The organism is Bdellovibrio sp. HCB274, from assembly GCF_047306075.1.
In the GTDB taxonomy this organism is placed as follows: domain Bacteria; phylum Bdellovibrionota; class Bdellovibrionia; order Bdellovibrionales; family Bdellovibrionaceae; genus Bdellovibrio.
The window spans coordinates 184,746-201,763 of sequence record NZ_CP178623.1 but is presented as its reverse complement, the minus strand read 5'-3'; the positions used below and the strand labels follow the sequence as shown (position 1 = coordinate 201,763).

The 17,018-nt window shown below is 45.4% G+C and carries 17 protein-coding genes; 6 read left to right on the top strand and 11 right to left on the bottom strand.

What is annotated here, in order from left to right; translation table 11 throughout:
* Positions 1–23: 23 nt before the first annotated feature.
* A complete protein-coding gene (locus ACLWNV_RS01035) occupies positions 24–602 on the bottom strand; it encodes an AAA family ATPase (RefSeq protein ID WP_413586036.1) in 579 nt (192 codons plus the stop codon).
* 73 nt (positions 603–675) lie between these two features.
* Between ACLWNV_RS01035 and ACLWNV_RS01030 the strand changes: the two genes are divergently transcribed.
* Together ACLWNV_RS01030 and ACLWNV_RS01025 are read left to right on the top strand one after the other, a co-directional pair.
* Positions 676–1,119, top strand: coding sequence for a GFA family protein (locus ACLWNV_RS01030; RefSeq protein ID WP_413586035.1), 444 nt, complete (start codon positions 676–678; stop codon positions 1,117–1,119).
* Between the two features lie 147 nt (positions 1,120–1,266).
* Complete coding sequence (locus ACLWNV_RS01025) at positions 1,267–1,599, top strand: hypothetical protein (RefSeq protein WP_413586034.1); 333 nt, start codon at positions 1,267–1,269, stop codon at positions 1,597–1,599.
* Positions 1,600–1,678: 79 nt separating this feature from the next.
* Here ACLWNV_RS01025 and rpoD read toward each other — a convergent pair whose 3' ends face one another.
* The 4 genes from rpoD to rpsU form a co-directional block, all read right to left on the bottom strand.
* Positions 1,679–3,508: an RNA polymerase sigma factor RpoD gene (gene rpoD / locus ACLWNV_RS01020; protein WP_413586033.1), complete on the bottom strand. Its 1,830-nt coding sequence runs from the start codon at positions 3,506–3,508 to the stop codon at positions 1,679–1,681.
* Positions 3,509–3,521: 13 nt separating this feature from the next.
* Positions 3,522–5,390 carry a DNA primase gene (dnaG, locus tag ACLWNV_RS01015; protein ID WP_413586032.1) on the bottom strand — a complete coding sequence of 623 codons (1,869 nt, stop codon included), beginning with the start codon at positions 5,388–5,390 and terminating at the stop codon, positions 3,522–3,524.
* Positions 5,391–5,496: 106 nt separating this feature from the next.
* A complete protein-coding gene (locus tag ACLWNV_RS01010) occupies positions 5,497–5,943 on the bottom strand; it encodes a GatB/YqeY domain-containing protein (RefSeq protein WP_413576604.1) in 447 nt (148 codons plus the stop codon).
* A gap of 82 nt (positions 5,944–6,025) precedes the next feature.
* On the bottom strand, positions 6,026–6,226 hold the full coding sequence (gene rpsU, locus ACLWNV_RS01005) for a 30S ribosomal protein S21 (RefSeq protein WP_088617237.1): 201 nt from the start codon (positions 6,224–6,226) through the stop codon (positions 6,026–6,028).
* Positions 6,227–6,384: 158 nt separating this feature from the next.
* Between rpsU and ACLWNV_RS01000 the strand changes: the two genes are divergently transcribed.
* From ACLWNV_RS01000 to ACLWNV_RS00990, 3 genes are read left to right on the top strand one after another with little or no spacing between them, the layout of a single operon-like run.
* Positions 6,385–7,494, top strand: coding sequence for a hypothetical protein (locus ACLWNV_RS01000; RefSeq protein ID WP_413586031.1), 1,110 nt, complete (start codon positions 6,385–6,387; stop codon positions 7,492–7,494).
* Positions 7,491–8,420, top strand: a complete 930-nt coding sequence (gene tadA / locus ACLWNV_RS00995) for a tRNA adenosine(34) deaminase TadA (protein ID WP_413586030.1) — start codon at positions 7,491–7,493, stop codon at positions 8,418–8,420. Before ACLWNV_RS01000 ends, tadA begins: the two co-directional genes overlap by 4 nt.
* 7 nt (positions 8,421–8,427) lie before the next feature.
* Positions 8,428–9,663 (top strand): hypothetical protein, encoded by a 1,236-nt coding sequence (locus tag ACLWNV_RS00990; RefSeq protein ID WP_413586029.1) that lies wholly within the window; start codon positions 8,428–8,430, stop codon positions 9,661–9,663.
* Positions 9,664–9,714: 51 nt separating this feature from the next.
* Here ACLWNV_RS00990 and ACLWNV_RS00985 read toward each other — a convergent pair whose 3' ends face one another.
* The 6 genes from ACLWNV_RS00985 to ACLWNV_RS00960 form a co-directional block, all read right to left on the bottom strand.
* Positions 9,715–10,425, bottom strand: a complete 711-nt coding sequence (locus tag ACLWNV_RS00985; RefSeq protein ID WP_413586028.1) for a response regulator transcription factor — start codon at positions 10,423–10,425, stop codon at positions 9,715–9,717.
* Between the two features lie 53 nt (positions 10,426–10,478).
* Complete coding sequence (locus ACLWNV_RS00980) at positions 10,479–10,838, bottom strand: translation initiation factor (protein WP_413586027.1); 360 nt, start codon at positions 10,836–10,838, stop codon at positions 10,479–10,481.
* Between the two features lie 3 nt (positions 10,839–10,841).
* Entirely contained in the window at positions 10,842–12,368 is a 1,527-nt protein-coding gene (locus ACLWNV_RS00975; protein ID WP_413586026.1) for a SpoVR family protein, read from the bottom strand.
* Positions 12,369–12,441: 73 nt separating this feature from the next.
* Entirely contained in the window at positions 12,442–13,539 is a 1,098-nt protein-coding gene (locus ACLWNV_RS00970; protein WP_413586025.1) for a DUF444 family protein, read from the bottom strand.
* 2 nt (positions 13,540–13,541) lie between these two features.
* Positions 13,542–15,617 carry a PrkA family serine protein kinase gene (locus ACLWNV_RS00965; protein WP_413586024.1) on the bottom strand — a complete coding sequence of 692 codons (2,076 nt, stop codon included), beginning with the start codon at positions 15,615–15,617 and terminating at the stop codon, positions 13,542–13,544.
* A 75-nt stretch (positions 15,618–15,692) separates the two neighbouring features.
* Positions 15,693–16,340: a hypothetical protein gene (locus tag ACLWNV_RS00960; RefSeq protein WP_413586023.1), complete on the bottom strand. Its 648-nt coding sequence runs from the start codon at positions 16,338–16,340 to the stop codon at positions 15,693–15,695.
* Between the two features lie 17 nt (positions 16,341–16,357).
* Between ACLWNV_RS00960 and ACLWNV_RS00955 the strand changes: the two genes are divergently transcribed.
* Positions 16,358–16,978 carry a hypothetical protein gene (locus ACLWNV_RS00955; protein ID WP_413586022.1) on the top strand — a complete coding sequence of 207 codons (621 nt, stop codon included), beginning with the start codon at positions 16,358–16,360 and terminating at the stop codon, positions 16,976–16,978.
* The last annotated feature ends 40 nt before the right edge of the window (positions 16,979–17,018 follow it).

The following is a 17,018-nucleotide window of genomic DNA, read 5'->3' as shown; positions in this document are numbered from 1 at the left end:
TTTCTGACCTGATCAAAAATTCTTTACAATGCTCCCAGCTTTTTCAGTGCTGCCAAGATATTCTCGGTCTTCTTACCGAAATCTTTTTCTGCAGCAATTCGCGTAAAGCTTTTATGCTTTCCCCAGACCTGCAACAAACGCTGCTGACTTTCCATGCTTTGTTCAAAGTTATGAAAACGCGCCTGATTGACTCCGCCAAAAAATTCCTGAGGAGGCATATCCAGGAAAATCACATGGTCATACTTCGCCAGTTCCTCATCGACCTGAACAGGAAAATTACTTAAATAGTCAACAACACCAGGGGGCCAAAAAGCCGCACCATCGAGTTTTGCCCGATCCAGAATCATATGTGTCGCATTCGGCGTTCGGCGCATGCAAATGTCTTCCAGGTTTTCCTGGACTACCAATATGGATTTTTGAAATGCCCTGATCTGCTCAAGGTCATCATGGGCCGGAGCCGGAAAGCCCCCTTTTAACAATACCACGGCACTCTCTGGCACTAGTGCCACGTGTGGCAAATTCAGCTGCTCGATCGCAACAAGTGCCGAACTTTTTCCCGATGAGGGCGCTCCGGTTAGCACGATTTTCTTAACTTTGCTCACAACGTCCACCCTTCTTTCTTGAACCATTGTGCCCCAGGAGGTCACAATAAGTCATCACCAACAAGGAGTCCCTATGTCAGCCAAGACCTTTCACGGAAGTTGCCATTGTCAGAAGATAACGTACGAAGCTCTGCTTGATTTCTCTAAGGGGACTGGACGCTGCAACTGCTCTTTCTGCACGAAAACCCGCAATTGGAGCATCCAAACCAAACCGGAGAACTTTAAGCTTCTATCGGGAGAGGATTCGCTGTCGGACTACTCTAAATCGGGAGTTCAAAATTTCAAGATTGGCGACCCGATGGCGCCTTATACGAATCACCACATGTTTTGCAAAAACTGTGGTACCCGACTGTTCTCGCTAGGAAACATACCCGAGATCGGTGGTGAATACGTTTCGATTTCAATTCCAACTTTAGACGAAACAGATTTCAAAGAAGTAATGTCGGCACCAATCAGATACATGAACGGTCGGGACAACGACTGGTTTCATATTCCCGAGTACACCGGCCATCTTTAGTTTTCTTAATTACCCAGAATATTGCCTTACAAAAAAAACTGGTTATCAGCGGTAACCGTATTCATTAAGAATACGGTTTTTTTAAATCGACTCCAAAATCAATATCCAAAAAGATATGCATAAGTATCCTATATTGAGGAGGTCTGATTGTCGGTTAAGATCGAGTCATTCTCGGACTACAGAGATTTTTTAAAAACGAAGTACATGGAGTCGAAAGCAAAGAAGCAAACTTTCTCTCTTCAACATTGTGCTACCCAATTACAAGTATCAAAAACTTTTGTGAAATTCGTGTTTGATAAGAAACGACACTTCACTTTTGGGACGCTTCCCTTTGTATGGATTCTGTTTAAGCTGACTCCGAAAGAGCAATTGCAACTGACCTTCTTGTTCTGCCAGACGGTTGCCGAAGACAAGGTGCTTAAGTCCCACTTCACAGCAGTTCTGCAGGGAATCGAAGCCAACCGAATCGTGATCGAATAGTATTTTTTGATTTTAAAGCATAAAAAAAGGGCTTCCCTCATCAGGAAGCCCTTTTGTTTTTGTCTTTTACAAACAAGATCTAGCTGTCTACGAAAGCTTTCAACTTGTTGCTGCGAGAAGGATGACGAAGCTTACGAAGAGCTTTCGCCTCGATCTGACGGATACGCTCACGAGTAACGTTGAAGTCCTGACCTACTTCTTCCAAAGTATGGTCGGCTTCTTCGCCGATACCGAAACGCATACGAAGAACTTTTTCTTCTCTTGGAGTCAAAGTCGCAAGAACACGGCGTGTTTGTTCAGCCAGGTTCAAGTTAACAATCGCCTCTGCAGGGTTGATAACTTTTTTGTCCTCGATAAAGTCGCCCAAGTGCGAATCTTCTTCTTCACCCACTGGAGTTTCCAAAGAGATTGGTTCTTTTGCGATTTTAAGAACTTTACGAACTTTATCTACCGGCATATCCATTTTATCTGCGATCTCTTCCGGAGTTGGTTCACGACCAAGCTCTTGAATCAAGTAGCGGGATGTACGAACAAGCTTATTGATAGTTTCAATCATATGAACAGGGATACGGATCGTACGCGCCTGATCGGCAATAGCACGAGTGATCGCCTGACGGATCCACCAAGTCGCATATGTCGAGAATTTATAACCACGACGATATTCGAACTTATCAACCGCTTTCATCAAACCGATGTTACCTTCCTGGATCAAATCCAGGAATTGAAGACCGCGGTTTGTGTACTTCTTAGCGATAGATACAACCAGACGTAGATTCGCTTCAACCAATTCAGATTTCGCTGCATCGGCCTCACGCTCACCTTTCCAGATAGCTGTGTATGTTTCCTTAACCCATGTGTGATTCATCTCAGTTTCAGAGTCCAAACGTTTAATACGGACTTCTGCTTCCTGAGCCTGCAACACATAAGATCTGAATTTTTGATAGTTAAGACCTGTATCACGAGTCATGCGTGTCAGTTCTTTTTCGTTGCTCTCCACGAGCTTCATACGTTCCATCATGGATGCAACGTCTTTGGAGAACGTACGCTCAACACCGTCTTTGATACGACGACGAAGAGTACCGATACGGTTCACCAGGTTTTTGAACTTGATCACAACACGGTTGATCGTTTTACGGTTAAAGTTCACAGACTCGAACACAGCCATTAGCGTGTCATTCATCGCAACAAGTTCTTTCATTGCTGCCTGACGAGCTGGCGTGTTTGTTTCTTCTCTACGAAGAACTTCGAACTGTTTTACGGCTGCCTTTTGGTACTCCGTAACTTTACCGATCAATTCGTGAATTTTATCGATGTATTCCTTTTCATCGTATTGAGTTTCTTCATCCTCAAGACCACGGAAGATCGATTTAACTTTGATACGGCCTTCATCAAGACGCTTACCAAGTTGAATGATCTCGTATGTACCCAGAGGTGACAAAAGGATCGCACGAACGATTTCACGCTCCCCTTTTTCAATACGACGGGCAATCTCAACCTCACCCTCACGAGTTAGTAGAGATACGGAACCCATTTTACGCAAATACAAGCGAACGGGGTCGTTACCCTTAACGTCTTCGCTTTCTGCTTTTTCTTCTTCATCTACTTCTTCGTCCTCAGAATCAGGGCTTTCCAGGAAGTTTCCTTCACCCTCTTCTTCTTTCGAAGTTTCAGACAAGTCTGAAATAACTACACCCGCGGCCTCTAGGCCATGCATGAACTGGTCCAATGCAGCTGGGGCAATGATTTCAGGTGGAAGAAGGTCGTTGATCTCTTCGATCGTCAACGCACCCTTTTCCTTCGCAAGCTTCAGGAATTTCTGGATTTCTTCTTTAACCAGAGCTTCCTGTTCCTGCAAAGAAAGAACCTTTACGGGCTCTTTCTCTTGTTTGTTTGGTAGGTTTTGTTTCATCAATGACCCGCCTTTATCCTTTATTCAGAGATAGTCGATCTCTGTGTGCCTTCATAATCTGTTCCAACTTTTCAGAGCTTGGCTCGGACTTTAATTCCAGAGCCAACTGCTTTGCTTGATCGCGCAAGAAATTGTCGCGCACGCGCTTAAAGCAATCGCGCAGAAGCTTCGCCTCAGCTTCTTCATCAAATCCGGGGTCACCTTCAGTGGCTGGTGCCTCTACAAATAATAATTCCGGATGATCTACATAGGAGACAAGGAGACTGGTCAATTTATCAAACTTATTTAAGTCTTGTCTATACACATCAGTCGCTTTTTCCAGGATCTTTTTCACTCCTGGATGAGCGATACTTGCTAACCCATTTTCATTCACAAACAGCTCGAAATTGGCACGACTTTTGAGTACCAATCCTAATAGCACTGCTTCAGCTTTTGAGGCTCCTTTGAGGGTGATTTTGCCACCTTCCACTGAGTCAGACGCTTGAGGTGCTGCAGTTTGGTTAGTCTGCTGAGCCCCTTGATTTGGCTGCACCGTCCTAGAGAAAGAGCTTCTGTTCTGCGAATATACAGGGCCACTGCTTTGTAATCCCACAGCCTGACGAAGCCACGGCAGGGTCACACTCATCTTTTGAGCGGCCTCAGCCAAGTACAAATCGCGCAGACGCTGATCTGGGATGACCTCAAACAGCGGCTTTAGTTTATCCGCAAGCTTCACCTTTTCTGGAGCGTCACCACGGTAACCCTCCATCCAACGGGTCAGAATCAGCATAAACAAGTCAGGAGCGCGATCCAGCTCGGCCTTTAAGGCGTCAGCTCCGTACTTCTTCACGTAATCATCTGGGTCCATGCTATTGGGTAACGTCAGACCTTTTGGATACAAATCCGCTGAAAGCAAAATCGGAAGACTGCGTTCAGCTGCTTCCATCCCCGCGGAGTCACCATCAAACAGCGCCACCACATTGCGGGTCATGCGCTTTAGCATCTTACCGTGCTCTGGAGTCAGCGCTGTTCCCATGGTCGCCACAGAATTGCGGATACCTGCCTGGAACAAGGAAACAAGATCCATGTATCCCTCGACAATAAGGGCCTGGTCTTCAGAGCGAATATAGCGCGCGGTTTGCGAAAGTCCGTACAGAACACGGCCTTTAATAAATACCGGCGTCTCGGGAGAATTCAGATACTTGGGTTCAGTTTCTTTTTTCTCTAAGTAACGTCCACCGAAAGCAATGGGCTCACCCATTGGAGAAAAGATCGGGAACATCAGGCGGTCGCGGAAAATATCGAAGTAGCCTGGTTTGCCATTACGGGCTTTTACCAGACGCGCTTCTTCCGCCAGGGCCATCGGCACCTGTTTGCCCTGTAAAACGCGCTCCAAACCGTCCCATTCAGCAATGGCATAACCAATACCGAAGGTGTCGATCACTTCCTGGGACAGGCCACGGCTGGCGATATAACGCTTAACCGGATGATCATTAGAAACGCGGCGAAGTTGCTCTGAAAAATAATCAGCAGCGAGCTTATTTACTTTTAACAACGACTTCTTTTTATCAGAGGCCTGATCACGTTGAGGATCATGGGTTTCTGGTGCGGGAATTGGAATGCTGGCGCGGTTTGCAAGGTATTCAACAGCCTCAGGGAAACTCATGCCCTGATAATCGCGCAGAAACGAAAACAAGTTACCACTCTTATGACAACCAAAGCAGTGGTAGACCTGCTTCACTTCTGAAACAGAGAACGACGCTGTTTTTTCAGCGTGGTCTGGAAACGGACAACGACCCATAAGGCCACTGCCGCTCTGTTTTAGCTGTGTATATTGGGAGATGATATCGACGAGGTTATTACCCTCTGACACTCTCTCAATAAAGTCTTGGGAAAAACGCATGTACCTTCCAAAGTTTCGTTCAGTTTTGACCCTCAGGGACTCTCTGAACATGAGTCCCCTCAGGCTTTAGGCAAGGTCCAATTTTTCCGAGGAAAAAACTGGGATACTAGGCAAGCTTGGCTTTGATTACTTCGCTTACGATTTTGTTGTCAGCAGCGCCATTGGCACGAGCGATAACTTCTTTCATCACCGGGCCCATGTCTTTAACAGTTTTCGCGCCAGTGGCAGCGATCACTTCAACAACAAGTGCTTCGATTTGTTCGCGACCCATTTGAGCTGGCAAATAAACTTCCAACACTTTCAACTCAGCAGATTCCTGGTCAACCAGGTCCTGACGACCCGCTTGTGAAAATTGATCGATGGATTCTTTACGTTGTTTAACTAGTTTTTTAACGACGTTGATCACTTCTTCCGGAGTGATTGCGTCTGGGCGCATATCGATTTCACGATTTTTGATCGCAGCTTGCAGGCCACGAAGTGCTGTCAGCTTAAGTGATTCTTTTGCGATCATTGCGGCTTTAACATCAGCCATGATTTTGTCTCTGATTTCCATGAAAACTCCCTATGGTGATTATGACAAAAGGCGACTTTGTGGGTCGCCTCTTGTGAGTAAGAAACTATAATTCAATTAAGAACTATTCGCCCCAACCTTTACGAGATTTCTTAACAGCGCGCTTACGAGCTGCGATAGATTTCTTTTTAAGTCTTACAGAAGGCTTTTCAAAGTGTTCGCGTTTTTTAACTTCAGAAAGAATACCTGCTTTTTCGCAAGATTTTTTGAATTTACGGAACGCTGATTCAAAAGACTCACCGTCTTTGATTTTAACCATTGCCACGACAATCACCTGCCTTCCCATGTGGACGAAAGAGAGAAATAAGAATGAGAGTGTATAACAAAGAGGCAACACAGGGGCAACCTCTCGAGGTCTTAATGCGTGGCATTATAAAGTTTCCCTGATGACCACCCCATCGAACTGTGTTTAGCTTCCGCCCTATGAAACTTATCTATCTAATTTCATTGGCTTTATTTGGAACATCCGTAGCATCAGCTCACCCTAATTTGACGACGACTCAGGTCACTTGGGGCACTCACCTTGCTCATGATTTCGTCATTGGCACTCCCCCAGCAATGAAAGCTGCTGAAAATAACCCCTCCGCCCTATGGAGCTTTCCCGCGGCTGACGCCTGCGAAGAGAGCATCGCAAAGGCTGTTTGCCACGTAAAAAACCTGGAGGATGAAGACGTCAAATGTCTGGAAACTCCGGCAGAGGTTTATCAAAACCTTCGCACCGTTTATCAGCGCCTTCCGCATCATTTCCAAAAGATGATGTGTAACGTTCCAATCATCCTTGTTGCTGACGAAATGTTTTCATTGGCGATGGCAGGTTTCACTGATCAGGACACGCCAACACCAAAATCGTTTATGGCATTTTCTGCGTCATTGGTGACGGAGATTCCTTCAGCTGACGCCGTGTTTGGCTGGAAAGAGCAAAAGGTTTTTGGTATTCAAGCGCCACGCTATGAAGTTGGAAAAAAAGGGCCCCGCGTTTCTATGCGCAGCAAGTCCCCGGTGGAAACTTTGGAATATGTGGTGATTCACGAACTTGCCCATCTTCTGGACTTCAGCAACAACGTGAACAACTTTGTTTGTAAACCTGGCGCAGACAACTTCGATTGCAAAAAGATTCCAACGACTGAACAAGAAGGCATCGAATACTCAAAGCATCAGTATCCAGTCGAAGACTCCTGGGGCTACTTAAGCTGGAAAAATGCTTCCCAGCCCAATGAAAAGAATATGTTTCCGCTTTACAGCAAACTTTGTTTTTACCGCTGCAAAGAAACCCTGAAGCTTTCTGACATGGACGAGTTTTATCAGCAGTTTGATCAAACTGACTTTGTTTCAGCATACGCGGCAACAAATCCCTGGGACGATTTTGCGGAGAGCATGGCTTTTTATGTCATGACCAGACCCGAATTCGCACTTAAGTTTCGCGTCAGCACAGGAAGAGCAATTTATTTCCACGAATGGCGCTGGACACAGATGAAAAAGAAAAATAATTGGATTGAGCTTTTCTTAGAGGGTGATCTAAAATATTCACGATGATGAATCGTGAAGCCCAAGATAAAAAATGGATGCGCAAAGCTTTTAAACTTGCGCAAAAAGCCGGAAAGAACGGCGAAGTACCTATCGGTGCCGTTCTGATTTCTCCGACCGGCGAACTTCTTTCGCAGGCAGCGAATGTTCGCGAGACTCTTCATACTCCCCTGGGCCATGCGGAATTATTATGTCTGCACCGAGCCGCTAAAAAACTTGCAAGCTGGCGACTGGAAGACTGCACGCTGTACGTGACGCTTGAACCTTGCGTGATGTGTGCTGGTGCAATTCAGCAAGCACGCGTGGGCCGTGTGGTATATGCGGCGAAAGACTCCAAGGGCGGCGCGGTTGAAAGCCTGTATCAGGTTTTAAGCGATTCCAGATTAAATCATCAGGTCGCGGTTACCACAGGCGTGCTTGAGCAGGAATGCTCACAGCTGATCAGTGATTTTTTCCAGAACCGCCGTGACGAACAAAAACAGATGAAAGCTGATAAAGTCTATCGTCACCGGGCTTCAACCGTAGTCATTTATAAAAATAAAATTCTGGGCTTTCACGCTGAAGATCCGGTCTCCAGAAAAAAGTATTTTTTCTTACCGGGTGGGAAAATCGATGCTGGCGAAGCGCCACACCAAACAGCCGTCCGCGAAACCCACGAAGAAACCGACTACAAAATCAAAGTGTTTGCTGAAACTGAGTTCCGCCGCAAATACGATTTCGACTGGAACGGCAAGAACCAACCTTGTGACACGTTTTTTTACCTGGCCACCCTGGATGAACCTTGGCACGAAGTTCGCCCCGTCAAGGATGCCGCCTATCATCGCGGCGTTGCCTGGTTAGATCTCAAGGACATTGATCAGGTCTTTGGATACCATAAAGATATTCTGTGGGCCGTGCAAAAGCTCACCAAAACTGCGCGAAAAATGAAACTTTAGGAGGCTTATGCTTACTCTACTTATCACTGCAGCACTGGCAGCTTCTCCGACTGAAAGCCCAACTCCGGCAGCAACGGCAACTGTCACAGCGACAGAGGCAGTTCCTGCAACAACTACTCCCCCGGCGCAACCGGCTGCGACCGCGGAAGCTGATACCAAACCTGCAATCACTCTGTCTCCGCAAAAATCTGAACTGAATCAACCAAGCAGCAACAAGTCCCTGATTGAAATTTCAGCGAAGCTGAATGCTACGTTGCCAGAAACCGAAAAGATCATCATTCCGTCTCAAGGAAGTCGTCAGTTCTTTTCCCAACTCGCTGTATTTCAGAAATCATCAACTTCCGCACAAACAGCCAAGAAATTTCTAAAGCTTTCGGATTTGTTTCTACAAGGTTGCAACGCCTACTCCGCAAGTGGAGTTGCCAACGTAAACTGGCAGGGCGCTATTGAGTCTTTTGACATCACGAACGCCCAGGTTCGTCGTCAGGGAAACTTTAAGAATGCCGAAAACCTGGTACGTATTGCTTTAACAACAGCACAGTGTAAAGGCCCAATTGCCTTAAATAATATCGGTGCGGGTTGGCTGGAAAAATCCATCGAAACTTTGAAGTCGATGAATATGCGTCGAATCAAGAAGCACGAAAAGATGCGCCTTAAAGCTTTAAAAGAACAGGTTTTGGGCCTGGATGCGAAAGAAATCCTTCAGGCGAGTCTTCGCTTTGAAGTTCTTATTTCCTCTGCAGAAATTATGAAAACATTGGCGGAAGTACCTCCCGCTCACGCGGAAACTCCGGAAGATATTTTCAATAATCTGCTTTTGCTGGATGAAGAGGGCAAGCCCCGCCAAATCAGCACTGAGGTCGCTGCTGAAATCGTTCTTAAGATTTTGCACGCCGTTCAAAACTCCAAGACCTATCTGTTTCCGGAGTACACAGCAGAGATGGACAAGCAAATCAAAGAGGGTCGCGATGGGATCATCAACGATCTGGATTTAAAGGATCAGGGCTTTACCAGTTATGAAAAATTCCAGGATGAAGCTTTCATGGAGTCTTTTTCAAAACGCCTGACTTCGGATCCGGATTTACTAAAAAGAGCGAAAAAGAACATCGCCAAGCATCCGGAAATCAACACTCATCTTTTCCAGCATCACCTGGCCATATATAAGGTGGATGCAAAAGCTTTTGAAACATTCAATAAGTACTTGTCGGAGTGCCACAAGGAAGCAAAGAACCTGGTAAAATAAAAAAAGGCGGATTCAACATCCGCCTTTTTCATTTTTAATTTAATATAAAATCTAAGCTTCCAGGCGATAACCCAGTGACGGTACTGCCACGATGCGCCCGTTGAACTTTGCGATCTTGCGCTTAAGATAGTTGATCTGGGAGTCAACGTTACGGGAAGTAACATCAGAATCACCCCAAATTTCATTCAGGCACTTTTCGCGAGTGACCAGATTGTTTTTATCAGCAACCAGCATTTTAAGAATATCAAATTGCTTTGGCGTCAGGCTTACTTCTTCGCTCTCGATGAAGATTTGGCGGGACAACAAATTCATTCTTAGATTTCCAGCAACCAGCTCTGCTGTTACTTCAGGCTCTTTTTCAGCCAAACGAGCCTTGATTCTAAGAATCAGCTCTTTCACGTGAAATGGCTTGGAGATAAAATCATTTGCACCAGTTTCAAAAGCTTTGATTCTTTCATCGATCGTCGCTGCACCCGAAACAAAGATAATAGGAGTATTTTTGATCTCGGCTTGCTCACGAACTTCACGGCAAACATCAACACCCAACATGCCAGGCATTTTATAATCCAGAAGGATCAAATCAGGTCTTTGTTCGTTAATGAGTTGCATCGCTGCTGTGCTGTCTGACGTGTATTTGCAATCATAGGTTGAGCTTAGAATTTCTGCCAAAAGCTTACAGCTTTCTTCATAGTCATCTACAATGACAATTTTTTTCGCAGCCAAGGTGACCCCTACGTTCATGTTAGTTCCATAATTCTGCATATAAACAGAATACGTTTATCGAACAAAAATACAAGGACCCGAAGGTCTAGAAACTACATTCCTTTGAATGGAATTCCTTTGGCTTGTAAAATTTTTTTGACGGCTTCTCGCTTATCTCCCTGAATTTCCACCAAGCCGAATTTTTCTCCGATAGAATGCGAGCCGCCGACTCCACACTTGGCTTTTAATTCTTTCGCAAAACCTTTTAGAAAATCTTCGTTACGAGGAAGGCCATCAAGCACAGTCACAGTTTTCCCACCGCGACCGTTCTTTTCAAGCCGAAAGATAACAACGAACTTTTGTGAGGCATCGTCCTCAGGACGACATTTACATTCGCTTTTAAGCTCTTTGCATTGAGGACAGATGACGTTGTCCTTGGGATCAGTGCTGTAAACCAAACGAGTATTTTTCATGAACTAACCAGAGCTTTCTTCAGTTGCCGGATTTGGGGTTGGCCCCTCTCCGCCCAGTTTATGCTGGGTATACTCCTTTCCGTCAAATCTGAAAAGCTGTGGCGTTTCATCCATAACAGTCGCCAAATTCACCGGACGCTTCCAAAGCTTGAAGACATTTTTCAAGGTCTCGCTCATGAAGTCAGGTTGCATGTCGATGCCTTCGTGCAGATGAGTCAGCAAAAGCTCCCCTCTGTTTTCGAAGTTGGCATCTTCGATGCGAATGATTGGCTGCCCAAAGTTCGTCATATGAAACAACAACTGTGCTTTGATAGCTTTAAAGTTGCTGGTGTCGACTTCAAACTTTTGAGTCTTTTTATTGAACTTATAAACGAAGAGCTTGTTTCTGACACAGAAATCCTCGGTCAGAAATTGATCGATGAAAGTGACGTCGTTACATACTTTACGCACTTCGAATATTTTTTCCCGCCCCAGGTTCAATTTCTTGTCCCAGTGCTTGCGCTCTTTGACGTCATCACACTCTTCAAACTCACGTCCGAATTGTCCCTTGTTCCAACGCTCTTCAATGTCGCGGAACAGTTCAATGCCCACTTTGTAGGGATTGTATCCATTCGGAGCCATCGCCATCGTGCCCGCATGATGATCGGCGAAATCGATGATCTCTGAATCATCCAGAATTTTTGTCGTCATCAGTTTGGAATGCCAGTACGAAGCCCAGCCTTCATTCATCGTCTTCGTCATACCTTGCGGCGAGAAATAGTAGGCTTCATCGCGAATGATCGTCAGAACATCCACCTGCCAGTCCGCCAGCGGAGCATGATGAATAAAGAATTTAAGAATGTCTTTCTCGGGCTCCTGTGGAAAGCGCTGCGCTTTTTCACTGGCCTCTTGTTCCGCCTTGATTTTCTGCTCCTGCACGAATGACGGAGGATTGATATAGTCGCGCATATAATCGCGCTCGACTCGTAATAGATAATTCTTTTCCTGCGGAGGAGAAGCTTCCGATTTTGCCACAGACTTATCCACATAGGGACTGTAGCGATCAATCAGATTTTCCAGACTTAAACAGACATCAATAAAGTTTTCGACTGTGTCCTGGCCATAGCGATCCATGTAGCGACGAATTCGGGTCGCGTGATTCGCCATCTGGTCCATCATTTTGCGATTGGTTTTTGAAAACCAGATATTATTCTTAAAGAAATCACAGTGACCATACACGTGTGCCATCACGAGCTTTTGATCCATCATCGCATTACCTTCCATCAGGTACGCGTAACAAGGATCGGTGTTGATCACCATTTCATAGATCTTGGAAAGACCGTATTCGTAGCTCTTGGAAAGATGCTCGTACTCCATACCGAATTTCCAGTGCGGATATCTGACTGGAAAACCACCGTAGGCCGCGAACTGAGAGATTTGATCATAGGTAATCAGTTCGAAAATAGTTTCGAAACAATCAAGACCTGCGTCTTTAGCGATCTGGCAAATGCGCTTTCGTTCTGCTTCTAATTCGGGAGTTAAATTTGCCACGGTAGTTCCTTCACTCTCTAAAGGGCCTCTGGGCCCTTCTTGCTAAGACCACTCCTAACGCCAATTCGGTTAGTTAGCGGCCTTTTCCGAGGAAGTCTTTGATGGAATCAAGAATCTTGTCTCTGCTTTCAATTTGGCTGAGAGTGATTCGTTCGTCCTCGCCGAATTCCTTTTGTAGGTCTTTTAAAAACTGTCCACTGCCGTATTTACTTTCGACCTGGCCATAACCAAAGACATTACAGTTAGGCAGGAAGAATTCCTGCAACAACTTCACACAAAGGCGCGTGTCCTCGCCACTCCAGTTATCTCCGTCACTGAAGTGAAAAGGATAAATATTCCATTCGTTCGTGGGATAGTCCGCCTGAATAATTTCCTGACAAAGCTTATAGGCAGAACTGATAAGTGTACCACCGGACTCGCTGGTTCTAAAGAAGGTGTCTTCGTCGACTTCTTTAGCTGCGGCATCGTGAATGATGAAACGGGTCTCAAGGCCCTTATAGTGCTTCTTTAACCACGTATTAATCCAGAAGCTTTCCAGTCGGACGATTTCCTTTTGCTCCTCGCCCATTGAACCCGAAACGTCCATCATATAAATGATGACCGCCTGAGTTTGCGGCTGATTCACCTTTTTAAAGGATTTGTATTTCATATCGCGCTTGATCGGCAGAACCAGCGGTTCCTCAGGATTGTAAGTCCCGGAACCCACCATGCGTTTCAATGCACTTTTATACGAGGATTTAAAATGACGAAGGCCCTCGGGTCCCACCGGAGCGATACCTGTGAACTTCGTTTTTAATGAATCAATATTCTTATGACCTTTAGGCTCAATACGCGGAAGTTGCAGCTTTTCGCCCAGGATCTCTGCGAGCTCTTCCATGGAAAGTTCCACTTCGACCATGTGCTCGCCAGGTGCTTCACCGGCCTGACCTTGTCCGCCTTCACCTGGATCACCGACATCCTGACCGGGTTGACCTTCACCCTGACCCACACCGCCGGATTGTTTTGGTCCATAGCGGAAATTGGGAATATCAATGCGTGGAAGTGGGATTTTGACGTATTCGTCCTCCCTCTTCCCTATCATTTCACCTTGCGACACGTATTTGCGAAGGTCTTCTTTGACCTTCCCTTTTACGATGTCTTTAAATCGGTTTTGATCTTCCCGTATTGCCATTGTTATCTACTTTTCACATCGCCTCGGGCGAAGATACTTGCCACGTAATGCAGAACATCCGTCGCAGAGATCTCATCGTAACCGAAGTCTTTAATAAGACGCGTTTTAACGATATCAATCTTTTCCTGGGTATCTTTATCAACAGCGTTGCTGACAAGGGTTGTAAGCTTGATCGAGTCTTTTTGATCTTCAAAAAGTTTCAGCTCAATCGCCTTGTGCAAGCGTTCGTTCATCTTGAAGTTAAATTTCTTACCTTCAAGCGCCAGTGCCCCGATGTAATTCATGATCTCACGACGGAAATCATCTTTACGCGACTCTGGGATCTCGATCTTATCTTCGATCGATCTCATCAGGCGCTCATCCGGTTCCTCGTCATTACCAGTGAACTGGTTACGAACGCGCTCCTTTTGAGTGTAGGCTTTTACGTTATCAATATAGTTAGAGCACAATCTGGCCATCGCGCTTTCATCCGCACTGATTGCACGTTGTACTTCCGCCTTAATGATCTCTTCGTACTCCTGCATCACGACACCCAAAAGCTCTTTGTATTCAGCTTTTAGCTCTTCGTTTGACAGAAGCGAGTGACTCTTAAGACCTGATTCCAATTCCTTAAACACCATAAATGGATTCACAGATCCTTTATTGGATTGCTGCGCATTTACCAGCGCATTGGACAGTTTATCCTGGATATAACGGGCCGAAATACCCTCTAAACCTTCGCGCTGAGTTTCTTTACGAAGCTCACGCACGTTGTCTTCGGTATAATTCGGAAGCGTTTTACCATTATATAGTTTCAATTTCTGCAAACGAGTCAGGTTTGCTTTTTTCGGCTTTTCCAGACGAGTCAGGATAGCCCACATCGCCGCCATCTCAACCGTGTGAGGTGCAATGGAAATACCGCGCACTTTTTGGGAGTTGAAATCACGTTTATAGATATTGATCTCATCTCTCCAGCGAGTGATGTACGGAATATCGATCTTCACAGTACGGTCACGAAGGGCTTCCATGAATTCATTGTCCTGCAGACGACGATATTCTGGTTCATTCGTGTGACCAATGATCACTTCATCGATATGGGTTTGTGCGAATTTTTTAGGTTTAACTCTATGCTCTTGGGAGGCTCCCAAAAGGTCATACAGGAAGGCCACGTCAAGTTTCAAAACCTCGACGAATTCAATCATACCGCGATTGGCAACGTTGAACTCCCCGTCAAAGTTAAAGGCACGTGGGTCAGAGTCAGAACCGTATTCAGCAATCTTACGATAGTTGATATCACCGGTAAGCTCTGTGGAGTCCTGATTCTTTTCATCCTTCGGCTGAAACGTACCGATACCGATACGATCTGCTTCGGAGATAAACAGACGGCGAACGCGAACGTGTTTTAGCACGCTCATCAAATCACCCTCATAGTGCTCCATTAAATGCTTAAAGATAAAACGCGAAGGAGGAGAAAGTTCCCCGTCCACATGAACGCGGAAAGACCCTTCCTGACCTTTGTTGATTTGCTCATACATAGCGTTACGCATTTCCTCTGGAATTAACAGCAACGGCTCTTCGTTCATTGGTGATGGGAATACTTTTACATCCTTACCCAACAAACCTTTAAGCTCGTTCTTTTCATCGATCCATTCAAATGTGTATAAAGCACCTTGCGGCTGGTGAGAGTATCTCTCCAAACCTTTTTTCAGCATGCGGCAGATTGTGGACTTGGCACTTCCCACCGGGCCGTGCAAAAGAATCACACGCTTCTCGGTGCCGTAACCAAGCGACGCAGATTTCAGAACATTGACCAGCTTCATCAGCTGCACATCAAGTCCGAAGACGGCATCTTTACCGTTATTAAATTGATCACTAAAAAATTTGTAGCGAACGACTTCTTTTTTGAAATCAAGGTACGTTTCCGTACCTTCTTCAATAATCATGTCGAACATGCGTTGATACGCATTCCTGGTAATTTTTGGATTGGCTTTGACTAGATCCAAGTACTCCGAGAAAGTACCGCTCCAATGTTCTTTAGCATTGACGCTGGAGTTCTGCCAGTTGCTGATCAGCGAGTGAAGGTCAATCTTAGAGGACATAATACTCTCCCCGGTGATTTATGACACACCTACTGACTAAGATTATGCCTCAATACTAGACGGTTAACGAGTTTTTTAATTTATTTGTATTGCCTTGAAACCATCGGGCTGTTTCAGAGTGAATGTCTCTGGTTTGAACTGGACCTCGGTCTGGGGAGCTTTAAAAAGCCACTGCATTTCAAATTGCGGAGCCGTAATTACAACTTTCTTTTGTCCTTCTGTTCGATCTTTCCAATCAACTCGAATAGAACGCTGCTGATTTTCACACATTTTGACTAGCTTCGAAGCATCCTGCTCGCAGATCCAACCAGGGCCGCGCACAGGTTCATCAAATGCGATATTAGCCAGATTCATTGGATGCAAACTCAATCCGATTATACGCTCGATGGATCTTTCGGAGTTCTTTCCATAATAGAACTCTTTTCTGGGATAGATAGCATAAGCAATTTCTTTGGGAGACATAACCAACGATGCGACCTGAAATCCCATCATGGCTGAAACATCCAAACGAACGCGCTGATTTTTGATCGCCAGCATATCTATAGATACGGATTGGCTTTTGTTCGCCTTCATATCACGAATCATTGCTTTGGTTTGCCATTCTGCTTTTTGCAAAGGACCTTCAACCACAGGTTTGCTGGCACAGGCATTTAATAGGAGTGCTGCCAGAAGAATTGAAAGACCCTGCATCAATGATATTAATTGTCGCCAAAGAATTTTCATTCCCTTAGCATAGGGAAATGCATTCAGTTAAACAAGCTTTGATCATGTTTCGCCAAAACTGGAAAGACAGCCTTATCTTAGGAGTCCTTGCCACCTTATTTACTTTCTTTTCACAAGTCGTTCCCGTGATCGGTGCTCTTTTGATCGCTGTGGGACTTTTGATTTTTCAGGAGTTGGCAAACTTGCGCTTGCAAAAAGGACGCTGGGAGAGAGATTTCACTCATCTGCAAAAAGAATGGGTGGCGTGGCTGATTACCGCGGTCATTCTGATGCCGACGGGTATTTTGATGGGATCTGCATTCGGAATTATTCACAGTCCTCAACCGCTGGTGCAATCCCTGCCCGCGGGTTTTGGTTTAATGTCCTTGGGAGTTTTCTTTTACTTCATTCTAAGTCACGGTTTGAATCTGCAGTTGGAAACTCATCAGGGCATCGCAAAGGCTTTGGATCGAGCCGCACTTAGCTCCGTCAAAAATCTTGGCTCGTATCTGGTAGCCACCCTGACAGTCGCGCTGGCACTGGTGATTGCAACTTATCTGCGCGGGTATGGATTGATTCTGGCTTTGCCGCTGATGTTCTTTACCTGTTTCTATCTATATATAGAGCTGAAAAACAAAAAGGCATTCGATAAAAACTAAAAAAGCCCACCAGGGTGGGCTTTAAGATTCTCCATTTTTC